Source organism: Shewanella xiamenensis, from assembly GCF_024971755.1.
In the GTDB taxonomy this organism is placed as follows: Bacteria; Pseudomonadota; Gammaproteobacteria; order Enterobacterales; family Shewanellaceae; genus Shewanella; species Shewanella xiamenensis.
On the sequence record NZ_CP079717.1, the window covers coordinates 94149 to 115384 of the forward strand.

The window sequence follows — 21236 nt, forward strand, 5'->3', positions numbered from 1 at the left end:
CATGTGCTCACAAGAAGTTGTTGATACTGCCCAAAACCTTTCGCAACTCACGGTCGCTAACCTTGCATTTAAATATGTATTACTTGAGAAAGAGTACATGACTATTGCAGACAAATGGCTTGAGGGTTCACCCGACTATCTTTTGACCGAAGCACTATTCCATCTGGCATTACTGGCAAGGCGTGAGCGTGTGCATCCTGCATATGCCAACATGCTCATCTTTGATTGGGTTAAAGCTCCTTCACACACACAAACGCTATGCTGGTTTAATCAATTGCGAAATGCCCTAAACAATAAGAGGCCATTATGAATAACTTAGTGTCATTTTTAATGAGAAATCCGAAAGCATTTGAAGCATTTAAACTCGGTAAGACGCCACCTTACAAGCCCACCATTGCAACACCATTGCGGGACTTAATCGAAACAATTCCACTAGCGTTACGCTATGAGTTTAAAGGGATTCGATTACACCCAGAATTGGGGTTTAATAGCTCGGCTAGATTCAATAATGTTCAGCAACTTTATACTTGGCTTGGGGGAGGTGTTAATACGTTCTTCCCCAATACACTACCTTACGTTCACTGGCGAAAAGCACACTTCAATAAGAAATTAACAATCGATGACCTAATGCGGTTCTGTGAAAGCTATCCAATAGTTAAGGAGTGACATCAATTATGAATTATCTTTCTTGTATCCGAGTTAAAAAACTTAATGCGGCTGTGTCTTCCCATCCAGGTACAAAATTTATCAATTGAAAGTCAGGGATGTACGATAAGTTAGTGCAGCTGCACTTAGTGAGCATTTCCCCAAATTCTGTGCTGTGATAGCCAATATCACTATCCTCTAGGCTAAGTATGCTGTACTCGCGTAGGTCAATGTTGATTAAAAGCCGTATAAATTTAAGTTCGCAGCCGGTTCGTTGATATTTTAAATGCGCTAGCGTATCCGCAATGTCATCTACATTAGCTAAAACGTATTGTTTCACCACGTCTAGTCTATCCATTTCCAACCTTCTTGCTCATCCGTGAAATTCTATATCTATGATATTAAAAACAGAAATTCTACTAATGTACCCTCAGTCCATTGGGGTGGCGCGATATTGAGAAGGTGAGAATATTTGGGTATCTCTGAAAATCAAAGGTATCTCAATATGAAAAATCTAATTTCAACTCCAACAGCATCACTCTCTAACGATCAGCTTTCTCAATTGATGTTCTATTTTAATGACCAATATAGAGCAGGTACGCCAGTGATCTCCGATGCGGCATTTGATTTCATCTATATGCCAGCCTTAAAAGCTCGTTTGCCTGAACATCCACTGATCACCAAAGTGCAACCTGAAGCATTCAATGCAGTTAGTAGCAATGGCCGCTACAAACATACCAAACCAATGCTTTCGACTCAAAAAGCGTATGAACTACATGATATCCAGTCTTTCGTCGAACGCTGCAAGAACGCGGCTGATGCACTTGGGATCACTGATGAACTTCTCTATCGAGTCAGCCCTAAGCTAGACGGTCTAGCGGCATCTTATATTAGCGCCGATGAAGATATTTATTCGCGGGGGGACGGGTTTGAAGGTAACAGCATAACTCACTTGTATCGTAACGGTTTGAAGTTAGTCGGTGATAGCAATAAAAACAACATCGGTGAGGTGGTTGTGGTGCAAGACTATTTTGAAACGGTACTCAAAGCTAAGGGGTTTGCTCACCCACGAAACTTTGTCGCAGGACTCGCTAACAGTAACACTTTAAGCGATATTGGTTTAAATGCGTTAAAAGACGGCGCTATACATTTAGTGTTCTTTGACTCCATCGAATGCCCATCTGTAACAGCCAGCGAACTTATTAATAATTTAGACTCATATTGTGACCAAGCGCGAAATGTTTCACCTTATTTAACCGATGGCACCGTTATCGAAGTTACAAACGAAGCCGTTAAGCAAAAATTAGGTCACAACAATCATCATCATTTGTGGCAAATCGCGCGAAAGTCAGTTAGTGAAACCGCAGAAGTAGAGGTAATTGGTATCGAATGGCAGGTTGGGCGAAACAAAATCACCCCTGTTATCCAGATTGTACCAACTTGGATTAGTGGAGCGACAATCAGCAAGCTCTCTGGCCATCACGCCGGATATGTTCAAGCTAACGGAATAGGGAAGGGTGCTTTGCTAGAGGTGGTAAGATCTGGTGAAATCATCCCATCTGCCAAATCTGTGATCTCAAGTGTTGTAGCTGAGATACCAACAGAATGCCCTTGCTGCAAAACTCCTGTTGCGTGGAAAAATGACTTCATAGTATGCACGAATGATAACTGCACTGAACGCCAAGTCAGCTCGATTGAATATCACTTTCAGTTAATGCAAGCAGTTCAATTCGGTCGACAATCAGTACGTAAAATTGTTGAAGGAGGATTTAACACGATTGGCTCCGTTTACTCAATGACCGAGCAATGCCTATTAACCTGTGGCTTTGGGGCAGGGCAAGCGGCTAACCTGATCGCAGAGATTAATCGAATTAAAGCAACGCCTGTCCTCGATTATCTTGTACTTGCCTCAATTGGTATTCACGCCTGCGGTAGAGGCTCCAGCAAGCGTATTTTAAAGCATGTGCGCTTGGCTAATATCAGTGAACTAAACAGCCAGCAATTAAAAGCCATAGAGGGCTTTGGTGAAGCCACATCGGTATCCATCTGCAACGGAATACAGCAAAATGCCAGTCTGTTAGCATTCCTATCAAATGTGCTTAACGTGACTGATTCCATTATTCCTTCTACCTCTGAAGCTTCGAAAGATTCAGCGTTGCCTCTAATTGGTTTAAACCTTGTATTCACAGGCAAAATGGAAAGCAATCGAGATGATATGAGCGCTAATGCAGAAAAACTCGGGGCGAACGTGCAATCTACCGTTGGTAAAACCACAAATTATCTGGTTATCGGGCAAAATGTAGGACAAACAAAACTGAATGCTGCAAAGGATAAAGGCGTTAAAATAATTACTGAATCTGAATATCGGAACATGATAGCAGCATAATTGAATTTTATTAATGAAGCTCCCTACAAAGCTGTTTGTGGGGCGCTGATTAAGAGGTAAGTCATGCCGTCCAATCTTAAAAAAGCGTCTATCGCATTGACCATCTGCTGTATTGCTGCGTTGATTTTTGACGCAGACTCCAGGTTAAGCATTTTCCCACTTATTATTTTGATTTATATATTTAATTTTTACATTTCAAGAAAATATCTGCTTAGGGTGGCTCGTATGCCCAACATTATTGACCGCATCAAATTAGTGTCATTTTCTTTGAGCCTACTGGCGATATTGATCAGGCTAGTTTTTGTTTATGATGAGGTCTTCGTTTTCCAAAACGTAATGCTTACTACATTCATGGTTGTTTTTTTTACTGCCTTTTTATTGGGCATATACACGATGAATAACCACAATTGGCAATTAAAGAGTTTTACGGAAAATTCCAAGCTCACTTTTGGAATTAAGGATTCAACTATCACCCCTCATTTTAGTGGTTCTGCTAAAAACCTTAGAAGTGCGATTCAGGCATTCGGAGAATTGCTTACGACCTGCATAAAAAATGATAATGACTACGTAATAAAGCTCAAATCCCCTCTACTCAACAATCCCAAATTCAAGCAATTACTCTTTGAGTTGATCAAAAAATACAACACGAATTTTATGGAGACAGAAATCATGATCATTTCTGAAAAACGTGTGCCAGTTAATATCATTTTACAAATTGGATATTGGCTAACCTTTACCAGCAAACTTCAACTAACCCCTTCCGAATGTTGGAGAATGGCATCAACCAACTGGACTGAAATAGAGTTGTCCATAAAGTGTAGTTGCTGATTATTAGACTTGGCATATTGTGCACTTATCTACACAAGAAAAGGCACAAACCAATGGACTTCTTTATACCTCAAAACATGCTCAATCGACCAATCAATATCTTGTTAATTGGGGCAGGGGGGTCAGGTTCTCAAATTGCTACTGAGTTATTTCAGATGGATGCGCTATTTCGGCAGATATCAAATCAAGAAATCTACATTAACTTAACGCTTGTAGATGGTGATGATGTGTCCATCTTTAATGTGGGGCGTCAGTGCTTCTATCTCGGTGATGTGGGTTTCAACAAAGCTGATGTTCTTATTAATCGCTTTAACAATTTTGGCGGTACAAACTGGAAGTCTATTCCCCAATATTTAGATCCCAGTCTTAAACACTTCGTTAGCACGGATATAGTGATTACCGCAGTAGATAGAGCTAAATTTAGAGTCGAACTAGGTAACATATTCAAAAAATCTAATACAAAATCTGATTTGTTGTGGCTAGACGTAGGAAACGGCAAAAACGATGGACAAATCATTCTTGGTCACGCTTATAAAATGATTAACAGCAACGGAATCAGACTTCCGAATGTTTATGATCTATATTCGTCAGCCTTAGAACAGGTCGATGACTCAAGCGAAGATACCCCTTCATGCTCAACCGAAATGGCATTAAAAAAGCAGGACTTTGGTGTAAACCGAGCCGTTTCAGCACAAGCAACGCAATTAATTTGGCAATTAGTTCGATACGCCAAGGTGTCACATCATGGCGCATTCGTTGATGTAGCTTCCGCGACTGTGCAACCAATGAAGATAGATCCTCAAGTTTGGGCTGTCTACGGTTATGAGGTTGAACAATGATCCCCAACTCTCAAACAACAATCGCTCACAAGGCGGCTGAACAAGCCGCTAAAGAGTTCGGCTACTCTGGCTATGCAGAGCTTAATGAAAGCGGCAATGAACCAGCAAAACAAGCTGCAAGAGCAGCCTTTGACAAAGCCTTTACGAACTATCCTGCAAAATCCGTGATTTTAACTCAGCTTAAAAAACGTAAACCAACACTGGATACTAGCTCTAAATAATTACCACGTTGGGAGACAAAAATGAAAATTGACACCTCAAAACTAGCCAACAAATCTGATTTCATTGTACTCATAGCCTTAATAGCTATGCTCGTTATCCTTGGATTAATAATCTATCTAGCGACAATAAATACCTTTATCGCTGGTTTTATATCTGCAACGCTCACATGGAATTGGAAGCGATGGATTTATGACCCAGTTGATCGCTTTCTTGAACGTCATTGGCCTTTCAGAGATTAATATTACTGGATTTGATAAGAATTGGATCTGGTTGTGTTCTTAAACACCTTTCAAAATACACCTCGTGTTTTAGATAAACATTTCTAGTTAACCGATTGTGCTAACGCCAAGCAGATTGATGCTCTTTTCTTTAATGTGAATTCCAAAAGGGTATTCACATTTTTTGTTTACAACCTGTACACAACATGGCTAACCACATAAATGTCAACAGAAACAACTCTTCACACTTGCTCTCTTGCTTTCATTTTTAAAAAATTCCGAAATTTTACACTACTGAACCTTTTGCGAACATTTCAGCTGGTTGCGCCTTTGTAGAAGTGGGCGATGATCGATTAATCAATCACTAAGCGCATCGAGTTTTATGAACACCACCATCGAATATCAATTTCTATCAAGCCATGATCATGGCAAGTACGAGATAACAGTCGCTCGAGTCCAAAAGCTATTCCTCGAAGGTTGGCGTGTAGTGTTAGGGCTTTCAGGCAAAGACAGTATTGCGACCTCAGTATGTGTAATTGAGGGGCTTAAACGCGCTAGGGCGATGAATGCTGATGTTGGTCCTCTTTATGTTGTTACTACTGATACGACTATTGAAAACATCGTACTACATGACTACATGCTTACTTTGCATGACGATATATCAGCTTATGCCATCGAAAATGATCTCCCTATCGAATGCCAGGTACTCAAACCAGCCCTTAGCTCTCAACCACTTGTTGAGTACATTGGCCGAGGAAAACTACTGAGAACCCCCGAAACTTCCTCAAAGTCGCGAGATTGCGCGTACTCATGGAAAATAATGCCCCTGAAAACATTCCTAAACGATTTAGTAAAAAAACATCAAACTGAAAAAATTTGCTCAATATCAGGTTCGCGTGATGATGAAAGTTTAAAGAGGGCTGCGAACTTAGCAAAACGGCAAGAAACTGAGTTCGCACCAGTAATGAGCGAACTTGGCTGGACAATGGCGCCAATAAAAAATTGGACTCTCAACGATGTGTGGCAGTTGTTCTCTATTATCGATGATGGCGATATAGAAAGTTACTCTGACCATTTCGAACAGTTGAAAAAACACTATTCTGCCGGAAACGGCGGTGTGTGTGATTTATTTGCAGGCAAGTCGATCAACGCTGCGGCTAAAAAATGCGGTGCGAGACATGGCTGCTTTCTCTGCTGCCAAACAAAACGAGACGCTTCACTTGAAAATCAGATAAATATCGATCCAAAGACCTACGGATTTATGAAGCCTCTCAACGAACTCCGCACTTATATGCTAAATACATTATTCGATTATAACCATCGCAGCACCCTTGGCCGTAAGATGTCTAAAGATGGTTATATCAAAGTAGGGCTGAACCAATATAACCTCACGTATCGCATGAATCTCCTGCGATACGTGCTTTCGATTCAAGCTGACGCATACGAACTTAATGGGAATCATATTATTGATTTGATTGATTATCGTGAACTATTAGCCATTCAATATCACTGGAGTAGAGAAGGAGGGGAGCCAGAACCCGGCATGGCCCTGAAAATCTGGCATGAAGTCGTTAATGACGGTGTACGGCATTCCATCCCCGAAACAACTTACACTGGGCAAGCACTCACCCCAGAGTACCGCTATTTTCCGTTAATGACATTCGTAGAAAGTAATCAACCAGAGGGTTTAGACGACGAAGGGCTTGATGGAAAATTCAAATCCCTTACCAGAATGTTTAAGAAACACGGAGAATCACAGAGAGTAATTCGCTATACCGAGTCGGCTTCATTCAATGTAGTGACCGCAGACGCAAAAGCGATGATGTTTGTTGAAGATTTCTATATCAATCTAGTGGAAAATGGGCATCTAAATGCAAAATGCCCCACAGTTATGCTAAAACATTTACTTGAATCCGGTGTTGTAACACTCGCTAAAGGCTCGATTGGGCGTGTCCACGATGATGCCCGAAGAGCTCAAGCCTTAAATAGCTTACGAGCAACGTTGGATATATCAATACCTGACGCAATCATGTTGCTGTCAGTATCAGAACGCCAAATGAATTTAGAGATTGCCTCGCGCGTTGCAGAAAATAACCCTCAACAGACCTTGTTTTGAGTCGGCGGGTCTGCTTTTTATCTGCTAATGTGAGCCTGGTTTGGCGGATGTAATCTCGCCCTAGGGATTATGTGTGCAAGCTGCTACAGCTAAGAATCTGCCATAAGACAGCCCCCCATATCTTTGGCTAAAATCGCATAGTCTCGAATTGGAACCGCATCCGAGACTGAATTAGCAAAAACCTCCCATTTTCAGTATTGTGGGCATTTTAAAGATATCATCCATGCTCATACATGCTTCCTATTTATTGCGCTTATAGGGCATTAGAATAGCTAGTCTTGAGTTTTTTGCAGAGACTTTTCTAACTTTGCAATCATTAGATCTTTATTTTTTATAATATTTTTCATTTCACCCAATGTCTCGCTTAATCTTCTGACTTCATTTTGAGCAATTTGTTCGTCTGTTTCGCTGCGCTCCAGCTGTATTAAGAGATCTTTATTTGTCTTATTTGCCTCAACAAGCATGGATCTCATATTTTCTTCATTTTTACTCAATGCTTCATATTGTTTTACAGTGACAGCAAACATTTCTTCTTTGGCAGCAATTTTTTCATTGGCCACAGCTAAGTTCTGAGCTTCTCTTTGGAAATCCTTGCTTAACGCGGCAAGATCACTTTCAAGCTTCGCTACCCGTTCCTTGGCCTGTTCCTCAATTTCCTTGATCCTTTCTTTAATATCACTTACCAATTCAGCATTGCTTTCATTTTTCAATTGCGCCTTAGCCAGTTCAGTACGTTGATTTTCGCATACCCCCTGAAGCTCTTTATTGTTACTGTCCAACACTGATATTTGTTGTTGTAGTTGTTCAACCACCAACACCTTTTCATTGTTCAGTCGATACTCTTGTTCTTGGAGCTGGTGCTGTAGTTTCTCGATTGCGGACTGCTTACTATTTTCCTGTTGTACTAACTGATTTTTAAAATCTCGAGTCAGATTATGGATTTCAGCTTGCAACTCTTTAATTTCGGATTCTCTTTTATCAGCGAGAGTTTTCTGCACGTTTCTTTCATGCTCAATGGCTTCTAAGTTACCTATTGCAGCGTCTCTACCTTCCGTCAATTCAGTAATTTTCTCGGCATACTCATTTTTGGCCTCCGAATGAAAGCGGTTAATTTCTGTCAAAAAAGCATCTTGAAATTGAGTACTAAAACCAAATGACTCAAATAGCTTGTCCTTGCTGGCCCTTAGCTCTTCTTGCCACTCTTTATGATATTTGTGAATTGTCGACGTGCTGCTGACACTTGGAAGCAGATCAAGAACTGTACGGATCTTGGGCTTAATACTTTGAGAATGAAGCTGATAGCAAATTTTGAAGACTTGTTCACGGATAGATTGTGATTGTTCGTCAGTTGATATCTGTTGGTTCATTGCACTTACCCGCACTAATTCTGAATGTGTTCTGATTATAAGATAAGCAATCCTAATTCTCAACGAAAGTTGTTCGACAAAATCGAACAACGAAAATTGTTTTTGCATTTAATTAATTTACTGAAAAATAATGACATTGTATTCAATGTTGCCGAACATTTTTGAATTTTGTTCGTTAATACATACTTAAACCTCTCTGTTGCGGCTTTCTATTGTCATGTTTTCATAGGGACTAGAAGCGATAACAAAAGGGTAAGATTGATGGAAGCGGTAAGCACAATTGAGTATGTAGGCGGGCAAACTGGGTTCTTCTTCGGTGACGAGGACGCATTACACAGCTTTATCAAGCAAACTCAACAGAACAAAAAGCTATCTTTGCGGGTTCAGGTACAGGCCAATGATTTTTTTCATCACTTCCAGGTCTCAAAAATTAGTGAGGTCACACGCTATAACTTAAACGTTGCGGCCATTAAGACCCTCAAGGCATTAAAAGAGGCAAACGCCGAAGCTACCCATGCAGAACAGCTCTCCATGGCAAAATATGTGGGGTGGGGTGGTTGCGCTAAGGTTTTCGATCCTAATGATGCAAAATGGACAAAACGCCACCAGCAACTAAAAGGCTTACTATCAGCGAAAGAATGGACCGCGGCTCAAGCTTCAACACTTTCATCATTTTACACGCCTGACTTTCTTTCTATTGCTATTTATAAAGGTTTGCAAACCGCAGGACTTCGAGCTGGGACTTTTCTAGATACCTCAGCAGGGGTAGGCGGTTTAATCCGCACTATGCCGGAATCCCTTTACCGTTCAATGGATGTAAATCTAGTTGAGCAAGACGATATATCGGCCAACATCTTAGAAAAACTTTATCCAACGGCACGAATTCAAAATACTGGTTTTGAGGCTGCTAACTTCAATAAACCTATGTCGCTAATTTTTCATAACCCACCATTTGGACAAGCGCCAATATTCGATCGTAACAACAAAGACTTAAGCGGCTTGTCACTACATAACTACTTTCTAGCTAAATCAGTTTCTTTACTCGCTAAAAAAGGTTGGATGGTCGCTATCGTTTCTCGCGCTTTCATGGATTCCAAACAATCTAAAAGCCGTGAGTTGGTCGGAAAATATGCATCCCTGAAAGCTGCTGTCCGTCTACCAAAACAAGTGTTTGAAGTCGCGACAGGGGCTAACGCTACCGTTGACGTATTGATTTTTGAACAAGGGGCCGAGTCAACAAATGCAGCGTGGCTAAATGCTGTGAACGTGCAAGATGCCAACGGTAAAGATTATCAAATCAATCAATATTTCATAGAAAACCCTGAGAAAATCAAAGGTGAAATGCAGGTACTTAATGATTTTCAGGGTAATAACGTGCATTGCATCGGTGATAGCGATTTTGAAACTGTAACCATTCAAGCTGTAGCAGACCTATTTAGCAATCTAACCTTTAACGGTCAAACCCTCTTTACAACCCAAGAAGCGATTAAATCTGTTACTGCATCAATGAATGAAATTCACGGAACAAGAGAGGGCTCATTTGCGATTGGGTCAGACAATGAGATCTACAAACTTACTAATGATACTTGGCAAATAACCGATTTCACAGGTACAGCAAAGGCACGTTTAACGGCTCTTTGCGGCATAAGACACACACTAATGAGCCTGCTTGATGCCGAACAAGCAGATCACCCTAATAGCGAATTAGATAGCCTAAGAAGCGAACTTAATCAGCGTTACGATGCATTTGTAAAAACCTTTGGATTTATTCACGATGCTGCTAATCAACGAGTAGCAAAACTTGACCCTACTAACTATAACCTCTTATCTCTAGAAGTGAGCTATAACGCTGGCTTGACCAAATCAGCCGCTAAAAAGCTAGGGGTGAGCGCTATTAGTCCTTCTGCAAAAAAAGCCGAAATTTTTAACCAGAGAGTGCTTACACCTTGGATGAAGCCTACTCATGCAGACTCAATTGAAGATGCGTTGCTCGCATCAACTAACGTATTTGGTAAACTCGATATTCAGTATTGTGCCAATCTGCTTGGTATTACCGCAAACGAGTTTATTAATCGTGCAAACGGCGAGTTAATATTTTGGGATGCTCAAGCGTGGGTGACTAAAAATGTGTACTTATCCGGTGATGTAAAAACCAAGTTAAGGCAAATTCCATTGTTACCCTATGACGCAGATACTAAAGCCCGTTATGAGTCAGCCTTAGATACCGTCATTCCGCTTGATGTGCCATTTGAAAATATCAAAGTCAATCTAGGTGCTAATTGGGTACCTGCGAGTGTCTATCAAGAATTCGTTTTGCTTCTATGTAATGGAAGAGACCATAGCCATACCAAAATAGCCATGGCCTATGCCGCTAGTTCCTGGAATGTAGAATTATTGGGAATACCGTATCAACTGGAAACCCGCTTAGGCTCTAATTCGGCATTTCGCTTTAGTCGTTTGTTTCCTTGCCTTATGAACGGCAAGCCTACTCAGATAACGTTTAAAGATGAAAACGGACGTCGAGTTGTCGATAAACAAGCCTCGCTTGAGAATGAGATTAATAGCGAAAAAATTATCGGGGAGTGGGATAGCTTCTTATTATCTCGCCATGATATTCAAGAAAAACTTTCAACTATTTACAACGAAAAATTTAACCGTTATGCGCCATTATCGGCGGCGGGTAACACCATTACTCTGCCCGATTCAAATAGGGCTATCACATTACGCCAACACCAACTAAATGCCGTTTATCGTGCTATCACCGAAGGACGTCTTTTGATCGCTCACGAGGTTGGGGCTGGCAAAACCTTTACAATTAGCGCTATCGTTCATGAGTGCATTAGATTAGGACTAAAACAACGCGCTATTTTAGTGGTTCCTAACCACTTAACGAGCCAGTTTGCAGCGGGATACTTACAACTTTATCCACAAGACCAAATCACGGTTTTAGACCCAGAAGATTTAAGCCCGTCTTGTCGCAATGCCACATTGTTACGCTTAAAAACAGGAAGTAAGATCATCATCTGCCCCGAGAGTTCTTTTGCTGCTATCCCTGTCGATAAAGACATCGAACAAATGGTAATTGAATCTGAAATCAGCAAGCTAGAAGAAGCACTATTTTCACTAAACAAAGAGAACGGCGCTCGATTTTCAGTTAAAAACATTGAGAATAAAAAGGCTAAATTAAAAGCGCGATTAGAAGAACTCGCCAATGATAACCGCAAGAAAGGCTTATCAATGAGTGACCTAGGTGTAGACTTGCTGATTCTGGATGAAGCGCATTACATCAAAAATCTAGCGTATGAATCCACTAGATTAACGAATGTAAGGGGCTGCGGTAATCCTGTGGGTTCGAAAAGAGCGTTCGACTGGTATTTGAAAATACAATCGTTGAAACGTGACAATGAAAATGGTCTTGGCGTTATCTTTTCTACTGGTACGCCGATCTCTAATACACTACTCGAGTCTTACACGTTTTTACGTTATCTCAACGAGGAAGGACTAGCAGAACAAGGCATAGAATCAATTGATGATTTTGTCTCTATTTATGCCACTGTCAGTAGTGACTTCGAAGTATCGCCAAGCGGCGATTTCAAGTCTGTCACCCGCTTGCGCACATTCAATAACCTGCCTCAATTGCAAGCCCTGTGGTCTACTATCGCTGATTCTGTTAATGAAAGAGAATTAGCGCAATTCTTGCCTAAACTGTCCTTTAAAGGTCAGGTTTATAGCTCAATTCCCCCATTAACAGGAGGGCGAGCGCGTCAGATCATCGTTGACGCGACACAGACACAAGAAGATTTTTCAAAATCATTGGTTAAACGGGCCAAAAATTTTGCCTCTAGTCCTATTGATAATGACAACATGCTTTTAGTTATGTCTGATGCCAAGAAAAGTTCAATCGATATGCGCTTGCTAGATAAATCAGTCTCTACAAGCGAAAGCGGTCACAAAATAAAAACCGCTATTGCTATTACTGCAGAAAAATATCATGCAACAACTGATGTTAGCGGTACCCAAATATTGTTCCTTGATATCGGTGTTCCTAACAAAGATGGTCGTCATTGCGTGTATGATGATATTCGTGACGGTCTGATTAGTGCTGGCGTGAAGGTCAACGAGATCGCCTACGCACAATCCTACAAATCCCCGCTACAAAAAGCGGAACTGTACGCAAAATTAAATGCTGGGATCATTCGAGTAATTATTGCGTCTACGAATACTCTTGGTTGCGGCGCAAATGTAAACCAACGCTTAGTCGGTATAACGATCCTCGATGCTCCATATCGCCCCGCAGACCTAACTCAGCGTTTGGGCCGCGGAATTCGCCAAGGAAACAAGCTTTACCTTGCAAATCCCGATACATTTACACTGGATGTAACCTACATAGCGACCAGAAATAGCCTTGACTGCTTTCTTTTCCAAACTCTTGAAAACAAACAGCAATTTATATCCAACTTTAATTCATCATCAACTATCGTTAGTAATGAATCAGTTGATTTATCATCTGCTGAATTAACGTTCGCAGAGCTAAAGGCAGAGACTAGCGGATCACCGCTTGTTCTTGAAATGGTCACTCTCACAAAGACCATTCAACGCTTAGAAGCACAAAGATACGCCTTTATCCGTAACCAGCGAGACGCAAGATTAAACATTGAACGCATTCAATCAAACCTTGCGCGTAACCAAGAATTGCTAACCGCCTTGCAGTTCGATAAATGTAGCGGGTGTCATGTGGCACAAACACCAGAATCATTCATCTATCGCAACGCTCATGATGTTTGCTTGTACACGTTCAAAGAGGCTACGACTGAAATTAACACAATGATTAGACCGCTTGCAGATTCGATCAATAATGGATTTTATCGTGACTCTAAAGTGAATTTAGGCGAGTTCGCAGGATTCAAGGTCGCCGTTACAACCGTTGGTCGCACCATGACACTTTCTGCCACTGGATCTGCTAACTATCGTTTTAATCTTGACGTAAGCAAACCTACATCACTTGGTAAGCAAGTGTTGGTTACTATAAATAGTTTCATAACTCAAGTTGATAGCCATATTGATCGTTTTGCAGCGAATGTCACTAACAACCAAGCATCACTAGAAGTAGCCGAAAGTGCGATTAACGCTACTTTTGAAGAACTAGATCAACTGATCGAGTGCAAACAACGCATGATTGAATTGAAATCATTGATAAGCGATTTAGAAACCGAACCAGAAACCATTGTAAATACCGATGAAATCATTATTGATGTGGCCGCATAAGGTAGTTAAAGATGAAATTCACCCAACATTTTAGCGCCAAAATAACAGACTACCTTATTACTTGGACCTTGGATTTACTAAGCCGGAACGGTCTGTTTTATGTTTGCCAACATACAGCGGGTAAACCAAAGAAAATGCTGCTCACCGGAAGCAAATCTCTTTCGACCGCATTGTCTATTATCAAAACGGTTACATCTGAACCTTTCGTTTCTGTTGTCATAGAAAAACAATTGGATTTGCCTTTGCCAGAAAGAGCTCGCATATCGTTCATTCGGCCAGAGCTGACCCAATGCGTGATAGTCGGTATTCAGAAAGACGGCTACACACTGGCTGTTATCCGTGAAGATCTTAGTTTGCTGAATGCTAATGTCATTGATGGATTATTTAGAACAACATTGGCAGATTTACGCTTATTCGATGTTGTTCAGGCGAGTATATGCAAAAAAATTATTCAATTTAACGAGTAACCGAGATAGGACTAATGACAATGGTATTCCCGCCGAGCATTTCCAATATTTTTCTATAACAATAAATTTTTACCCGTTCATCAATAATCTTCTGTGATAATTTACTTTCTCACAGATCCTCAAGCGGCAAGAGTTCACTACTCGGTAGCCCGTTTTGAGGATACGCATAATCTAAAAGTCCAATTAATCAATTGTGACGAGCCCATGCAATACCCTTTATTTGACACTACGCCCCAAACTCGAACGCCTCAGCGAATACCAGCCAGTGACGATTGGCAAGGGCAGTTGCAGAAAATTGAAACAGATAGGAAACAGTTCAAGCTTATCAACGATGATAACCTTTCATATCTGTACCGGTCAGGTGCATCTTCAAAATCAGATCTTATAGGCCTTATCAAAGCCAATGTGCCTATCTGCGTCAATATGCTCGATACCTCTGCATTTGGGCGAGAATTGTTGATTGAGTATGCTAATCGCAACGGGCAACTGCTACTTGATTCTGGTGCGTTCAGGGTTTTTAAACATAATATCAAGCATGAGCTAAGTAACACACTGGATTTTCAACGTGTATTTAAGCATTACGCAGAAATAATCGATGGATGCATTTATGCGGCTTCGGTTATCTTTGTGGGTCCTGATATCGTGGGTGAACAAGCCCAGTCACTGTCATTATTGCTGAAATACATTGAGCAGATTAAGCCGCTGTTAGCTAAGGGCGCATCTATTATGATACCTCTTCAAAATGGCCCCCAAACGCTGACAGAGTGCCATGACTTCGCCCTATCGGTCATTCCAGTTCAATACCATCATCAAATAGTGATTGGTTTGCCATCGAACGCTGAAGCGCTTTCAGCTAGCGACATTATTTCCTTTTTGAAACTCACACAGCCAATTCGCGTACATTTTCTTGGTTCGTCAGAATCTCAACTTGTACACCATGCAAAATATGTAAGTCCTGGCACTGAGTTATCATGTGACTCGACTCGACTACGAAAACTGTTAGGGCAGGGTAAAATATTGACCACCATGCACAGATCAATCGTGGACAAGGCTATCGAAGCAGTGTGGTCAGGTTCTAAAGTTCCGTATCTTGAAGAGTCTGGTATTGGGTTTGATTTCACCGAGTTTTTAGGCAACTTAGATGACTTTGTTTCACATTGTTCTTACAACGAGCTAAAACGATTAGCGGTAACCTTTGGTTGTTCTACGACCGATTTAAAAAACGCTTGTGACAACGATGCTTTACATGAATACCTCGATAGCCTTAATTATGGCTACGCGGATTTAAGTTATCATCTGCTCTATCAGTTTCACGAAGCAGAGTGCCGCCGCCTTTTAAGCCCCAAGATTCGCCAATATTCTGTAACAACACTCGCAAAATTGGGTGTGATTTGAAGGGTTAGTTGTGAGATTCATTGACTATGAGATACTGTTATTGTTCTTAGGTAAATCAACAGGTGTCTAAAATGAAAGGTTTTTTATTATTTATTGGGTGTATCGCCATTGGTATCATGACATCATCCGTGAAATTTGCGTTATTATTAATCATTATTTTGATAATTAAGTCTATCGTCAAAGCGTGTAAATCTGATAAACCAGCACCAAAGAAATTACCGCAAAGTTCTAACCAATTTTATGGAGAACAAAGTCTTTTCCATGAAGATAAATTTGACCCACTTCATCATTTTGATCCAGATAGTGGTAGTTTCTAGGAAGATTGTTATGTACAAAATAAAATCATTTGGAAAAGATTCTATTCCAATTTCCGCGCGAGATGTCATTGACACTTTGAACTCTCGCTATCAGGGTTCGTCAGTAGCAATACATATTAAAAAACCTTCTGGTATTATCCATGTTATTTTTGTCGACGTAGCTCCAGACGGGACAGTCACCGATTCTTACACTCAACTGCCAATTACTGTTGAATTCCTTCAATCATGTGAAGACAATGCCATCGATGCTTAATTCTGAAAAATCAGATACATAGAACCACAACTATCTGTTTTGATTATGGATTGGTACGCTTGAAATTAATGCCGGTGCTCCTTTTTGCGTTAATGAGAACGTACAATGGCAATACTTGGAAACATTTAAGAAAAATCAGGTCCTGCACCAGCTTAAACATAGGAATAACCCAAGAACCAATACTAACGAGTATGCTCATATCGTTCTGTAATCTCTTTTTATCCTCATTTATTCATTTTCACCTTCGTTGCTCGATTTAAGCCCCATGTTTTACTGGATTTGCTTACGAAATCATTGGGGTTTTGTTAATCTTCGAGTTAATACTATGGATAGATTTCTAGTGCCATATTTCTTAGACACCACGACGGTACATAACATCGAAAAACACATTCGATATGAGATTCGAATGTCATTGCTTGCAAAGTCAATTCTCAGAAAAATGAAAATGACTTTCAGTAGACAGACGTTGGCTGAACTAGATAAGGCCTTTTTGGTCCGGGGATATAGCCGTCAATTGCAAATCAATGAGATTAGTTCTGCAGTGGTTTACGAAGTATTTAATCGAGAATTCGACGTGATCTTAGATGCCCGTATCATTTACGACGCCTGGCACTATGCGTATCTTCTTGGCATGTGTCCAACAGAAAATACTGTCGCGCATTAGAAATAATAGCTGAAAGCACAATGGTTTAACTGGTAATGATTATGGTGTTAAGAAACCTCATCGTTCAATTGACGAACTTATGGGAATGTAATAAAGGGGTGAGCAAGTCACCCGTCATTGTAAGAGACTTTAATACTGAGTATCAAATTTAACCTTGGCCATTGGTAACTGTTCACCAGCAAGGCGTTGACACGGCTAATTCTGCCGGAATGGGGTAATCCGTTTTCTCTATGCAGGCACGTACTACGGCGCGTAGCCACACCTGAGGACAGTGCCCCAGCTGTTTGGCAGTCTCAACCAATGACAGGAACCGTTGCCGAAATTGCTCTCCACGATGAGACCAGACGCCATCGCTCCCCTTGCTCCACAGCACGTAACCGCGCAGGGCTCGTTCCGCCTCATTGTCGGTCAAGGCGATATCATCATCCGTCATGAACACAACATAGCGTCATCATTGAGCAGGTACTGACAGCGTCCTCGATAGCGTTTGGAACACAATAACACGCCTTGCTCCAGCTGTGTTTCAGCCAGCTTTGACGGCTGCGCAGGTATTGTGTCTTATTTTCCCATCTGTGCCGGTCCTGAATACGGTCTCCGCCAGCAATAGCAGCCGTGCACCGATGGGCAGATTGACTCGCTCAACACTATCGCCAATGGCAACCACATTGCGTGCCACATGCGAACAGCACAGCTGGCGCCGGCTTGAGACAATGAATTTGTAACCTGCGTACTGGTCGGTAATCACACGCCTTCCGGGGCCCGTCCCAGCATGTGTTTTGCTGCATCTTGTTCACGACCATAGGCATTCATGAAGCAGACGCCTATCTTGCTCAGCGCCATCCACATCCAACTGCGCTAGCCGCCGCGTTGATGACGAGTTTCATCTGCATGGATATGGAATGCTGACTGCACCTGATGCTTGATGGCCTGATAGGTGGGGGTCAGCATGGCACTGACTCTCCCCTAGGCTTCACTGATGGCGCCGCAGCTGAAGTGCTGCTTGAGCTGACTGATTATACTGGCTAAGAATGTTGAAGTGTTTACCAGTAGTGTTATATACAAAATTGCATTTTTTGCCTGACCGCTGTTATTTTTTAATAAAAAGTGAAATTACTAGAAAGTTTAAATACTTGACTCATGCCGGCGACAAAGAGAGCATCCCTATTAGGGATGATCTCTTTGTCGCTGGCCCAGGGCAAACTATGAGTTTGAACTGTTATCATTAATTATCATTAGAGATCATTAAGATCATAGAGACAGGGGAAAAATATGCTTATTCCGATCAAAACACCCCTATTTTATGCATATCCTGATCAACTATATGCTATTCTTGATCAACCATATGCATATTACGATCAAAATTTGGAATTCCATATGCTTATTGCGATCAAACAGGGGGATTAATATGCTAATTTGGATCAAACCGATCCTACTTAGAGATCGTCAAGGCTTTAGATCTTAATTTGTCCAATTCTGGCGTGATTCGCCTAGCAACACCAGTAGAAGATGCTGGTATTTCAATTGATTTAGGTTCATTAGAAACTTTAACAGTGCCCAACGTTGAGGGAGCAATTTTTGCTTTAACTGCTTTAACTGCTTTACAATTTTCAAGATCTAGATTGTTTGCATGAAGCATAGAGTTTGCAGCCCAATACAAAGAACGTACTGCCCTGAGTTCCATGTCAATATAATTAGCTTTTGAAAAAATCAACTCAAGATTCGTAATATCCTTTTTATGTGTTTTTTTCAGGTATAGGTGAAGCTTACTTTTGGAACCAAGTAGTGAGAAACCAGATGGTGACACTGTACTGACATCTTCACTACCTCTGGAAACTGACTTAGTTGGATGATGGATAGCTAGGATCGCACAATTGGCTTTATGGGCGATTTCCTCTAATACCATTTTTACCTGGTAATCATCTTCAACTTCATCAGCCGAACCGATAGACTCACGAAGAGTATCAATGATTAACAGATCAGCTTTTACCTGAATAAGCTTTTCAATTAAGCGATTTTTTTCTTCATTTACAAGCTTATATTCAGGGGTGTTAATCAACCGCTTTGATGAACAAATTGGAGTATCACCTTCATAAAGGAAAAAGTGGGCGCCGATCAGCTTTTGATTATCGGCCGAGAAGGTGTCAAGACTCTTTTGAATCCGGTCTGAAGCGATGGCAACTCCATCTTCCAATGGCCAATAAACCACGTTCTGAGATATTGATTGTTCAGTTAAGCCGATGATAGGTAGAGTGGTCGCCAACTCATATCCTAAGCTGATAGAGAAGTAACTTTTGCCAGTATCTGGAGGCGCCACCAATAAACCTATACATTTGCGCTGCAGGCCCATGAGAACGAAGTCTTTGGTGTTCTTCTGGCTCCAAGAGTTGAGATTATCAATTAAAACTGGTTTTATTTCACTCATTTATCTGGACTTTCCTGTACTAATCGGTAATCAATATTATTATATCTGTTTGTGAGATCTACTACATTCTCTCTGCATAATGTAAAGCCAAAGTGCTCAAGAATTTGCTGATTTTGCCTCTTAACTTCCTCAAACAACTTATATTTCACATGGTAAATATTCATCGATGAAAGGCTTGGTTGAGGTTTTGAATCGTAATAGCTATCGATCAACCAAGTTAGTCGCTTCTTGTTGATGAAGGAACGTTTGTGAGAGTCAATGAACTTTAAAAAATCTGATAAACCGTAGATTTTGTTGAAGTCTGGATATACGTCCATCAGGCGTTTACGAGACAGAAAACCATCATTAGTCAACTCTGATAAGTATTGGTCATTGATACAGACGATGATATCGGTATACGTATCTGGACTAATGTTATTCTTGTTCTTTAACGAGTTGCTGTCCAAGAGGAAATGGAGTTCATCGCTGTAGATGATATTCCTCTGCTTAGTCCCAGGTAGCTCAGTCCCATTGTTAAAGTATTTCAACACAAACATCATCTTTGAAATACGCAACAATCGATTACGGATTGTCACACGGTTCTTAGTTGTGGTGCTCAATCCAAGATGTCTAAGTAAATCAGGTACTTTAATATGAAAATATACGCCCCGGTTAAGCAATGGCCGGTCGAACTCAGTACTTGAGTTGAGTGTGTCGATATCCATATTCAGGAAGCCACAAACATCTCGTAGTGATATTTCGCATTGAGTCGAAGGAGATAACAATTGCGACCCGGTGGCAATAATCCCATCAAGAACATTTCGGTCATCAGTCAATGCGATAGAGCCATACAAGCTTACCCGCATCTCGTCATAATTGATTTCCGGGTTGTTTTTCCAGTATGGGTATTTGAAGGTTTGTTCAACTAGTGCTCGCTCGCCAAATAGTAACTCTTCGATTGTCCGGTCTTGATGGTTCAACAAATCTTCTTTTAACAATTTAGGTATTTGTTTACTCGGAATGAAAAAGGAACCATAAGTACGTGAACTCACATATGAGTCACCAGCTTCTTTTTCTAACGTTTCACTGGGAAAATAAAGTACCTCGCTTTCTTGGCCTTTCATGTCATGTCCTGCTGTTATGCTACTCACGATCAGTTTATGCAACTTCTGATCAAGATATGCTACTTTCAATCAAAAATATACTACTCATGATCAATAAATGGGGAGTAAATGCATAGTTCAGCCTTTCTATTCACCAATCTTGTGATATACAACTTCTGAACAATAATTGGGTAAATCAATGAATTTGCTAAAACTTAATTAGCTTACGGCAAAAATATCCTCATCTTTTTGTTGTCATTTCTTTATCGCGTCCTTCTAAATTAATACTACTCCTGATCAAACCCAAAATTTATATACTACTCCTGATCAAAAATTTTAGGAGCTATACCCATATATGCAACTTCCGATCAATTTTGGGAGTATTTGGGGGAATATATGCAACTTCTGATCAGTTTCTCTGTTCCATTGCTAGGCTATATGCAACTCCTGATCAGTTTCTCTGCTCCATTGCTAGGCTATATGCAACTCCTGATCAGTTTCTCTGCTCCATTGCTAGGCTATATGCAACTCCTGATCAGTTTCTCTGTTCCATTGCTAGGCTATATGCAACTCCTGATCAGTTTCTCTGTTCCATTGCTAGGCTATATGCAATTACTGATCAATTAGCTCATCGCAGCCGCAACTATTACATACAACTTATGATCAAAAATCTCAGAATCAGCCCCTACATATGCAACTCTCGATCAATTAATAGTGATACAACGACGATATATGCAACTTCGGATCACA

General features: G+C 40.8%; 18 protein-coding genes and 1 pseudogene. 15 read left to right on the top strand and 4 right to left on the bottom strand.

The window, feature by feature from the left end:
• Position 1: 1 nt before the first annotated feature.
• The 8 genes from KXJ80_RS00520 (at position 2) to KXJ80_RS00555 (ending at position 7254) form a co-directional block, all read left to right on the top strand.
• Complete coding sequence (locus tag KXJ80_RS00520; RefSeq protein ID WP_259474411.1) at positions 2–310, top strand: hypothetical protein; 309 nt, start codon at positions 2–4, stop codon at positions 308–310.
• Positions 307–666 carry a hypothetical protein gene (locus KXJ80_RS00525; protein ID WP_069455509.1) on the top strand — a complete coding sequence of 120 codons (360 nt, stop codon included), beginning with the start codon at positions 307–309 and terminating at the stop codon, positions 664–666. The genes KXJ80_RS00520 and KXJ80_RS00525 overlap by 4 nt, the downstream gene beginning before the upstream one ends.
• A 484-nt stretch (positions 667–1150) precedes the next feature.
• Positions 1151–3031: a BRCT domain-containing protein gene (locus KXJ80_RS00530; protein ID WP_259474412.1), complete on the top strand. Its 1881-nt coding sequence runs from the start codon at positions 1151–1153 to the stop codon at positions 3029–3031.
• 63 nt (positions 3032–3094) lie between these two features.
• The gene (locus tag KXJ80_RS00535; RefSeq protein WP_259474413.1) at positions 3095–3859 is read left to right on the top strand and encodes a hypothetical protein; all 765 of its coding nucleotides are present in this window, start codon (positions 3095–3097) and stop codon (positions 3857–3859) included.
• A gap of 53 nt (positions 3860–3912) precedes the next feature.
• Positions 3913–4698: a PRTRC system ThiF family protein gene (locus KXJ80_RS00540; protein WP_259474414.1), complete on the top strand. Its 786-nt coding sequence runs from the start codon at positions 3913–3915 to the stop codon at positions 4696–4698.
• Positions 4695–4919: a hypothetical protein gene (locus KXJ80_RS00545; protein WP_259474415.1), complete on the top strand. Its 225-nt coding sequence runs from the start codon at positions 4695–4697 to the stop codon at positions 4917–4919. Before KXJ80_RS00540 ends, KXJ80_RS00545 begins: the two co-directional genes overlap by 4 nt.
• Before the next feature lie 21 nt (positions 4920–4940).
• The gene (locus KXJ80_RS00550; protein WP_259474416.1) at positions 4941–5159 is read left to right on the top strand and encodes a hypothetical protein; all 219 of its coding nucleotides are present in this window, start codon (positions 4941–4943) and stop codon (positions 5157–5159) included.
• Positions 5160–5520: 361 nt separating this feature from the next.
• Entirely contained in the window at positions 5521–7254 is a 1734-nt protein-coding gene (locus KXJ80_RS00555) for a phosphoadenosine phosphosulfate reductase domain-containing protein (RefSeq protein WP_259474417.1), read from the top strand.
• A gap of 272 nt (positions 7255–7526) precedes the next feature.
• Here the strand turns inward: KXJ80_RS00555 and KXJ80_RS00560 are convergent, their stop codons facing one another.
• Entirely contained in the window at positions 7527–8621 is a 1095-nt protein-coding gene (locus KXJ80_RS00560; RefSeq protein ID WP_259474418.1) for a DNA-binding protein, read from the bottom strand.
• A gap of 261 nt (positions 8622–8882) precedes the next feature.
• Between KXJ80_RS00560 and KXJ80_RS00565 the strand changes: the two genes are divergently transcribed.
• The 6 genes from KXJ80_RS00565 to KXJ80_RS00590 all read left to right on the top strand — a co-directional run bounded on the left by KXJ80_RS00565 (position 8883) and on the right by KXJ80_RS00590 (position 16982).
• Positions 8883–13886, top strand: a complete 5004-nt coding sequence (locus tag KXJ80_RS00565) for a helicase-like domain-containing protein (protein ID WP_069455518.1) — start codon at positions 8883–8885, stop codon at positions 13884–13886.
• An 11-nt stretch (positions 13887–13897) separates the two neighbouring features.
• Positions 13898–14353 (top strand): hypothetical protein, encoded by a 456-nt coding sequence (locus tag KXJ80_RS00570; RefSeq protein WP_069455519.1) that lies wholly within the window; start codon positions 13898–13900, stop codon positions 14351–14353.
• 204 nt (positions 14354–14557) lie between these two features.
• On the top strand, positions 14558–15748 hold the full coding sequence (locus tag KXJ80_RS00575) for a hypothetical protein (protein WP_069455520.1): 1191 nt from the start codon (positions 14558–14560) through the stop codon (positions 15746–15748).
• A 71-nt stretch (positions 15749–15819) separates the two neighbouring features.
• On the top strand, positions 15820–16065 hold the full coding sequence (locus KXJ80_RS00580) for a hypothetical protein (RefSeq protein WP_259474331.1): 246 nt from the start codon (positions 15820–15822) through the stop codon (positions 16063–16065).
• A gap of 10 nt (positions 16066–16075) precedes the next feature.
• The gene (locus tag KXJ80_RS00585) at positions 16076–16318 is read left to right on the top strand and encodes a hypothetical protein (protein WP_259474332.1); all 243 of its coding nucleotides are present in this window, start codon (positions 16076–16078) and stop codon (positions 16316–16318) included.
• 445 nt (positions 16319–16763) lie between these two features.
• The gene (locus tag KXJ80_RS00590) at positions 16764–16982 is read left to right on the top strand and encodes a hypothetical protein (RefSeq protein WP_259474333.1); all 219 of its coding nucleotides are present in this window, start codon (positions 16764–16766) and stop codon (positions 16980–16982) included.
• 172 nt (positions 16983–17154) lie between these two features.
• Here the strand turns inward: KXJ80_RS00590 and tnpC are convergent.
• The 3 genes and pseudogenes from tnpC to KXJ80_RS00605 all read right to left on the bottom strand — a co-directional run.
• Positions 17155–18074: pseudogene (gene tnpC / locus KXJ80_RS00595) on the bottom strand (IS66 family transposase); the annotation flags it as partial.
• 337 nt (positions 18075–18411) lie between these two features.
• On the bottom strand, positions 18412–19404 hold the full coding sequence (locus tag KXJ80_RS00600) for an AAA family ATPase (protein ID WP_259474334.1): 993 nt from the start codon (positions 19402–19404) through the stop codon (positions 18412–18414).
• Entirely contained in the window at positions 19401–20507 is a 1107-nt protein-coding gene (locus KXJ80_RS00605) for a hypothetical protein (protein ID WP_069455526.1), read from the bottom strand. The genes KXJ80_RS00600 and KXJ80_RS00605 overlap by 4 nt, the downstream gene beginning before the upstream one ends.
• A gap of 375 nt (positions 20508–20882) precedes the next feature.
• On the opposite strand from KXJ80_RS00605, the gene KXJ80_RS00610 reads away from it, so the two are divergent.
• Positions 20883–21113 carry a hypothetical protein gene (locus KXJ80_RS00610; protein WP_218679014.1) on the top strand — a complete coding sequence of 77 codons (231 nt, stop codon included), beginning with the start codon at positions 20883–20885 and terminating at the stop codon, positions 21111–21113.
• The last annotated feature ends 123 nt before the right edge of the window (positions 21114–21236 follow it).

What these genes read in the sequence shown, in the direction of transcription:
- KXJ80_RS00605 (WP_069455526.1), bottom strand. Translation starts at nt 20,507, where the DNA reads ATGAAAGGCCAAGAAAGCGAGGTACTTTATTTTCCCAGTGAAACGTTA.
- KXJ80_RS00525 (WP_069455509.1), top strand. Translation starts at nt 307, where the DNA reads ATGAATAACTTAGTGTCATTTTTAATGAGAAATCCGAAAGCATTTGAA.
- KXJ80_RS00535 (WP_259474413.1), top strand. Translation starts at nt 3,095, where the DNA reads ATGCCGTCCAATCTTAAAAAAGCGTCTATCGCATTGACCATCTGCTGT.
- KXJ80_RS00590 (WP_259474333.1), top strand. Translation starts at nt 16,764, where the DNA reads ATGACTTTCAGTAGACAGACGTTGGCTGAACTAGATAAGGCCTTTTTG.
- KXJ80_RS00520 (WP_259474411.1), top strand. Translation starts at nt 2, where the DNA reads ATGTGCTCACAAGAAGTTGTTGATACTGCCCAAAACCTTTCGCAACTC.
- KXJ80_RS00610 (WP_218679014.1), top strand. Translation starts at nt 20,883, where the DNA reads ATGCAACTTCTGATCAGTTTCTCTGTTCCATTGCTAGGCTATATGCAA.
- KXJ80_RS00540 (WP_259474414.1), top strand. Translation starts at nt 3,913, where the DNA reads ATGGACTTCTTTATACCTCAAAACATGCTCAATCGACCAATCAATATC.
- KXJ80_RS00560 (WP_259474418.1), bottom strand. Translation starts at nt 8,621, where the DNA reads ATGAACCAACAGATATCAACTGACGAACAATCACAATCTATCCGTGAA.
- KXJ80_RS00565 (WP_069455518.1), top strand. Translation starts at nt 8,883, where the DNA reads ATGGAAGCGGTAAGCACAATTGAGTATGTAGGCGGGCAAACTGGGTTC.
- KXJ80_RS00530 (WP_259474412.1), top strand. Translation starts at nt 1,151, where the DNA reads ATGAAAAATCTAATTTCAACTCCAACAGCATCACTCTCTAACGATCAG.
- KXJ80_RS00545 (WP_259474415.1), top strand. Translation starts at nt 4,695, where the DNA reads ATGATCCCCAACTCTCAAACAACAATCGCTCACAAGGCGGCTGAACAA.
- KXJ80_RS00550 (WP_259474416.1), top strand. Translation starts at nt 4,941, where the DNA reads ATGAAAATTGACACCTCAAAACTAGCCAACAAATCTGATTTCATTGTA.
- KXJ80_RS00585 (WP_259474332.1), top strand. Translation starts at nt 16,076, where the DNA reads ATGTACAAAATAAAATCATTTGGAAAAGATTCTATTCCAATTTCCGCG.
- KXJ80_RS00600 (WP_259474334.1), bottom strand. Translation starts at nt 19,404, where the DNA reads ATGAGTGAAATAAAACCAGTTTTAATTGATAATCTCAACTCTTGGAGC.
- KXJ80_RS00570 (WP_069455519.1), top strand. Translation starts at nt 13,898, where the DNA reads ATGAAATTCACCCAACATTTTAGCGCCAAAATAACAGACTACCTTATT.
- KXJ80_RS00555 (WP_259474417.1), top strand. Translation starts at nt 5,521, where the DNA reads ATGAACACCACCATCGAATATCAATTTCTATCAAGCCATGATCATGGC.
- KXJ80_RS00575 (WP_069455520.1), top strand. Translation starts at nt 14,558, where the DNA reads ATGCAATACCCTTTATTTGACACTACGCCCCAAACTCGAACGCCTCAG.
- KXJ80_RS00580 (WP_259474331.1), top strand. Translation starts at nt 15,820, where the DNA reads ATGAAAGGTTTTTTATTATTTATTGGGTGTATCGCCATTGGTATCATG.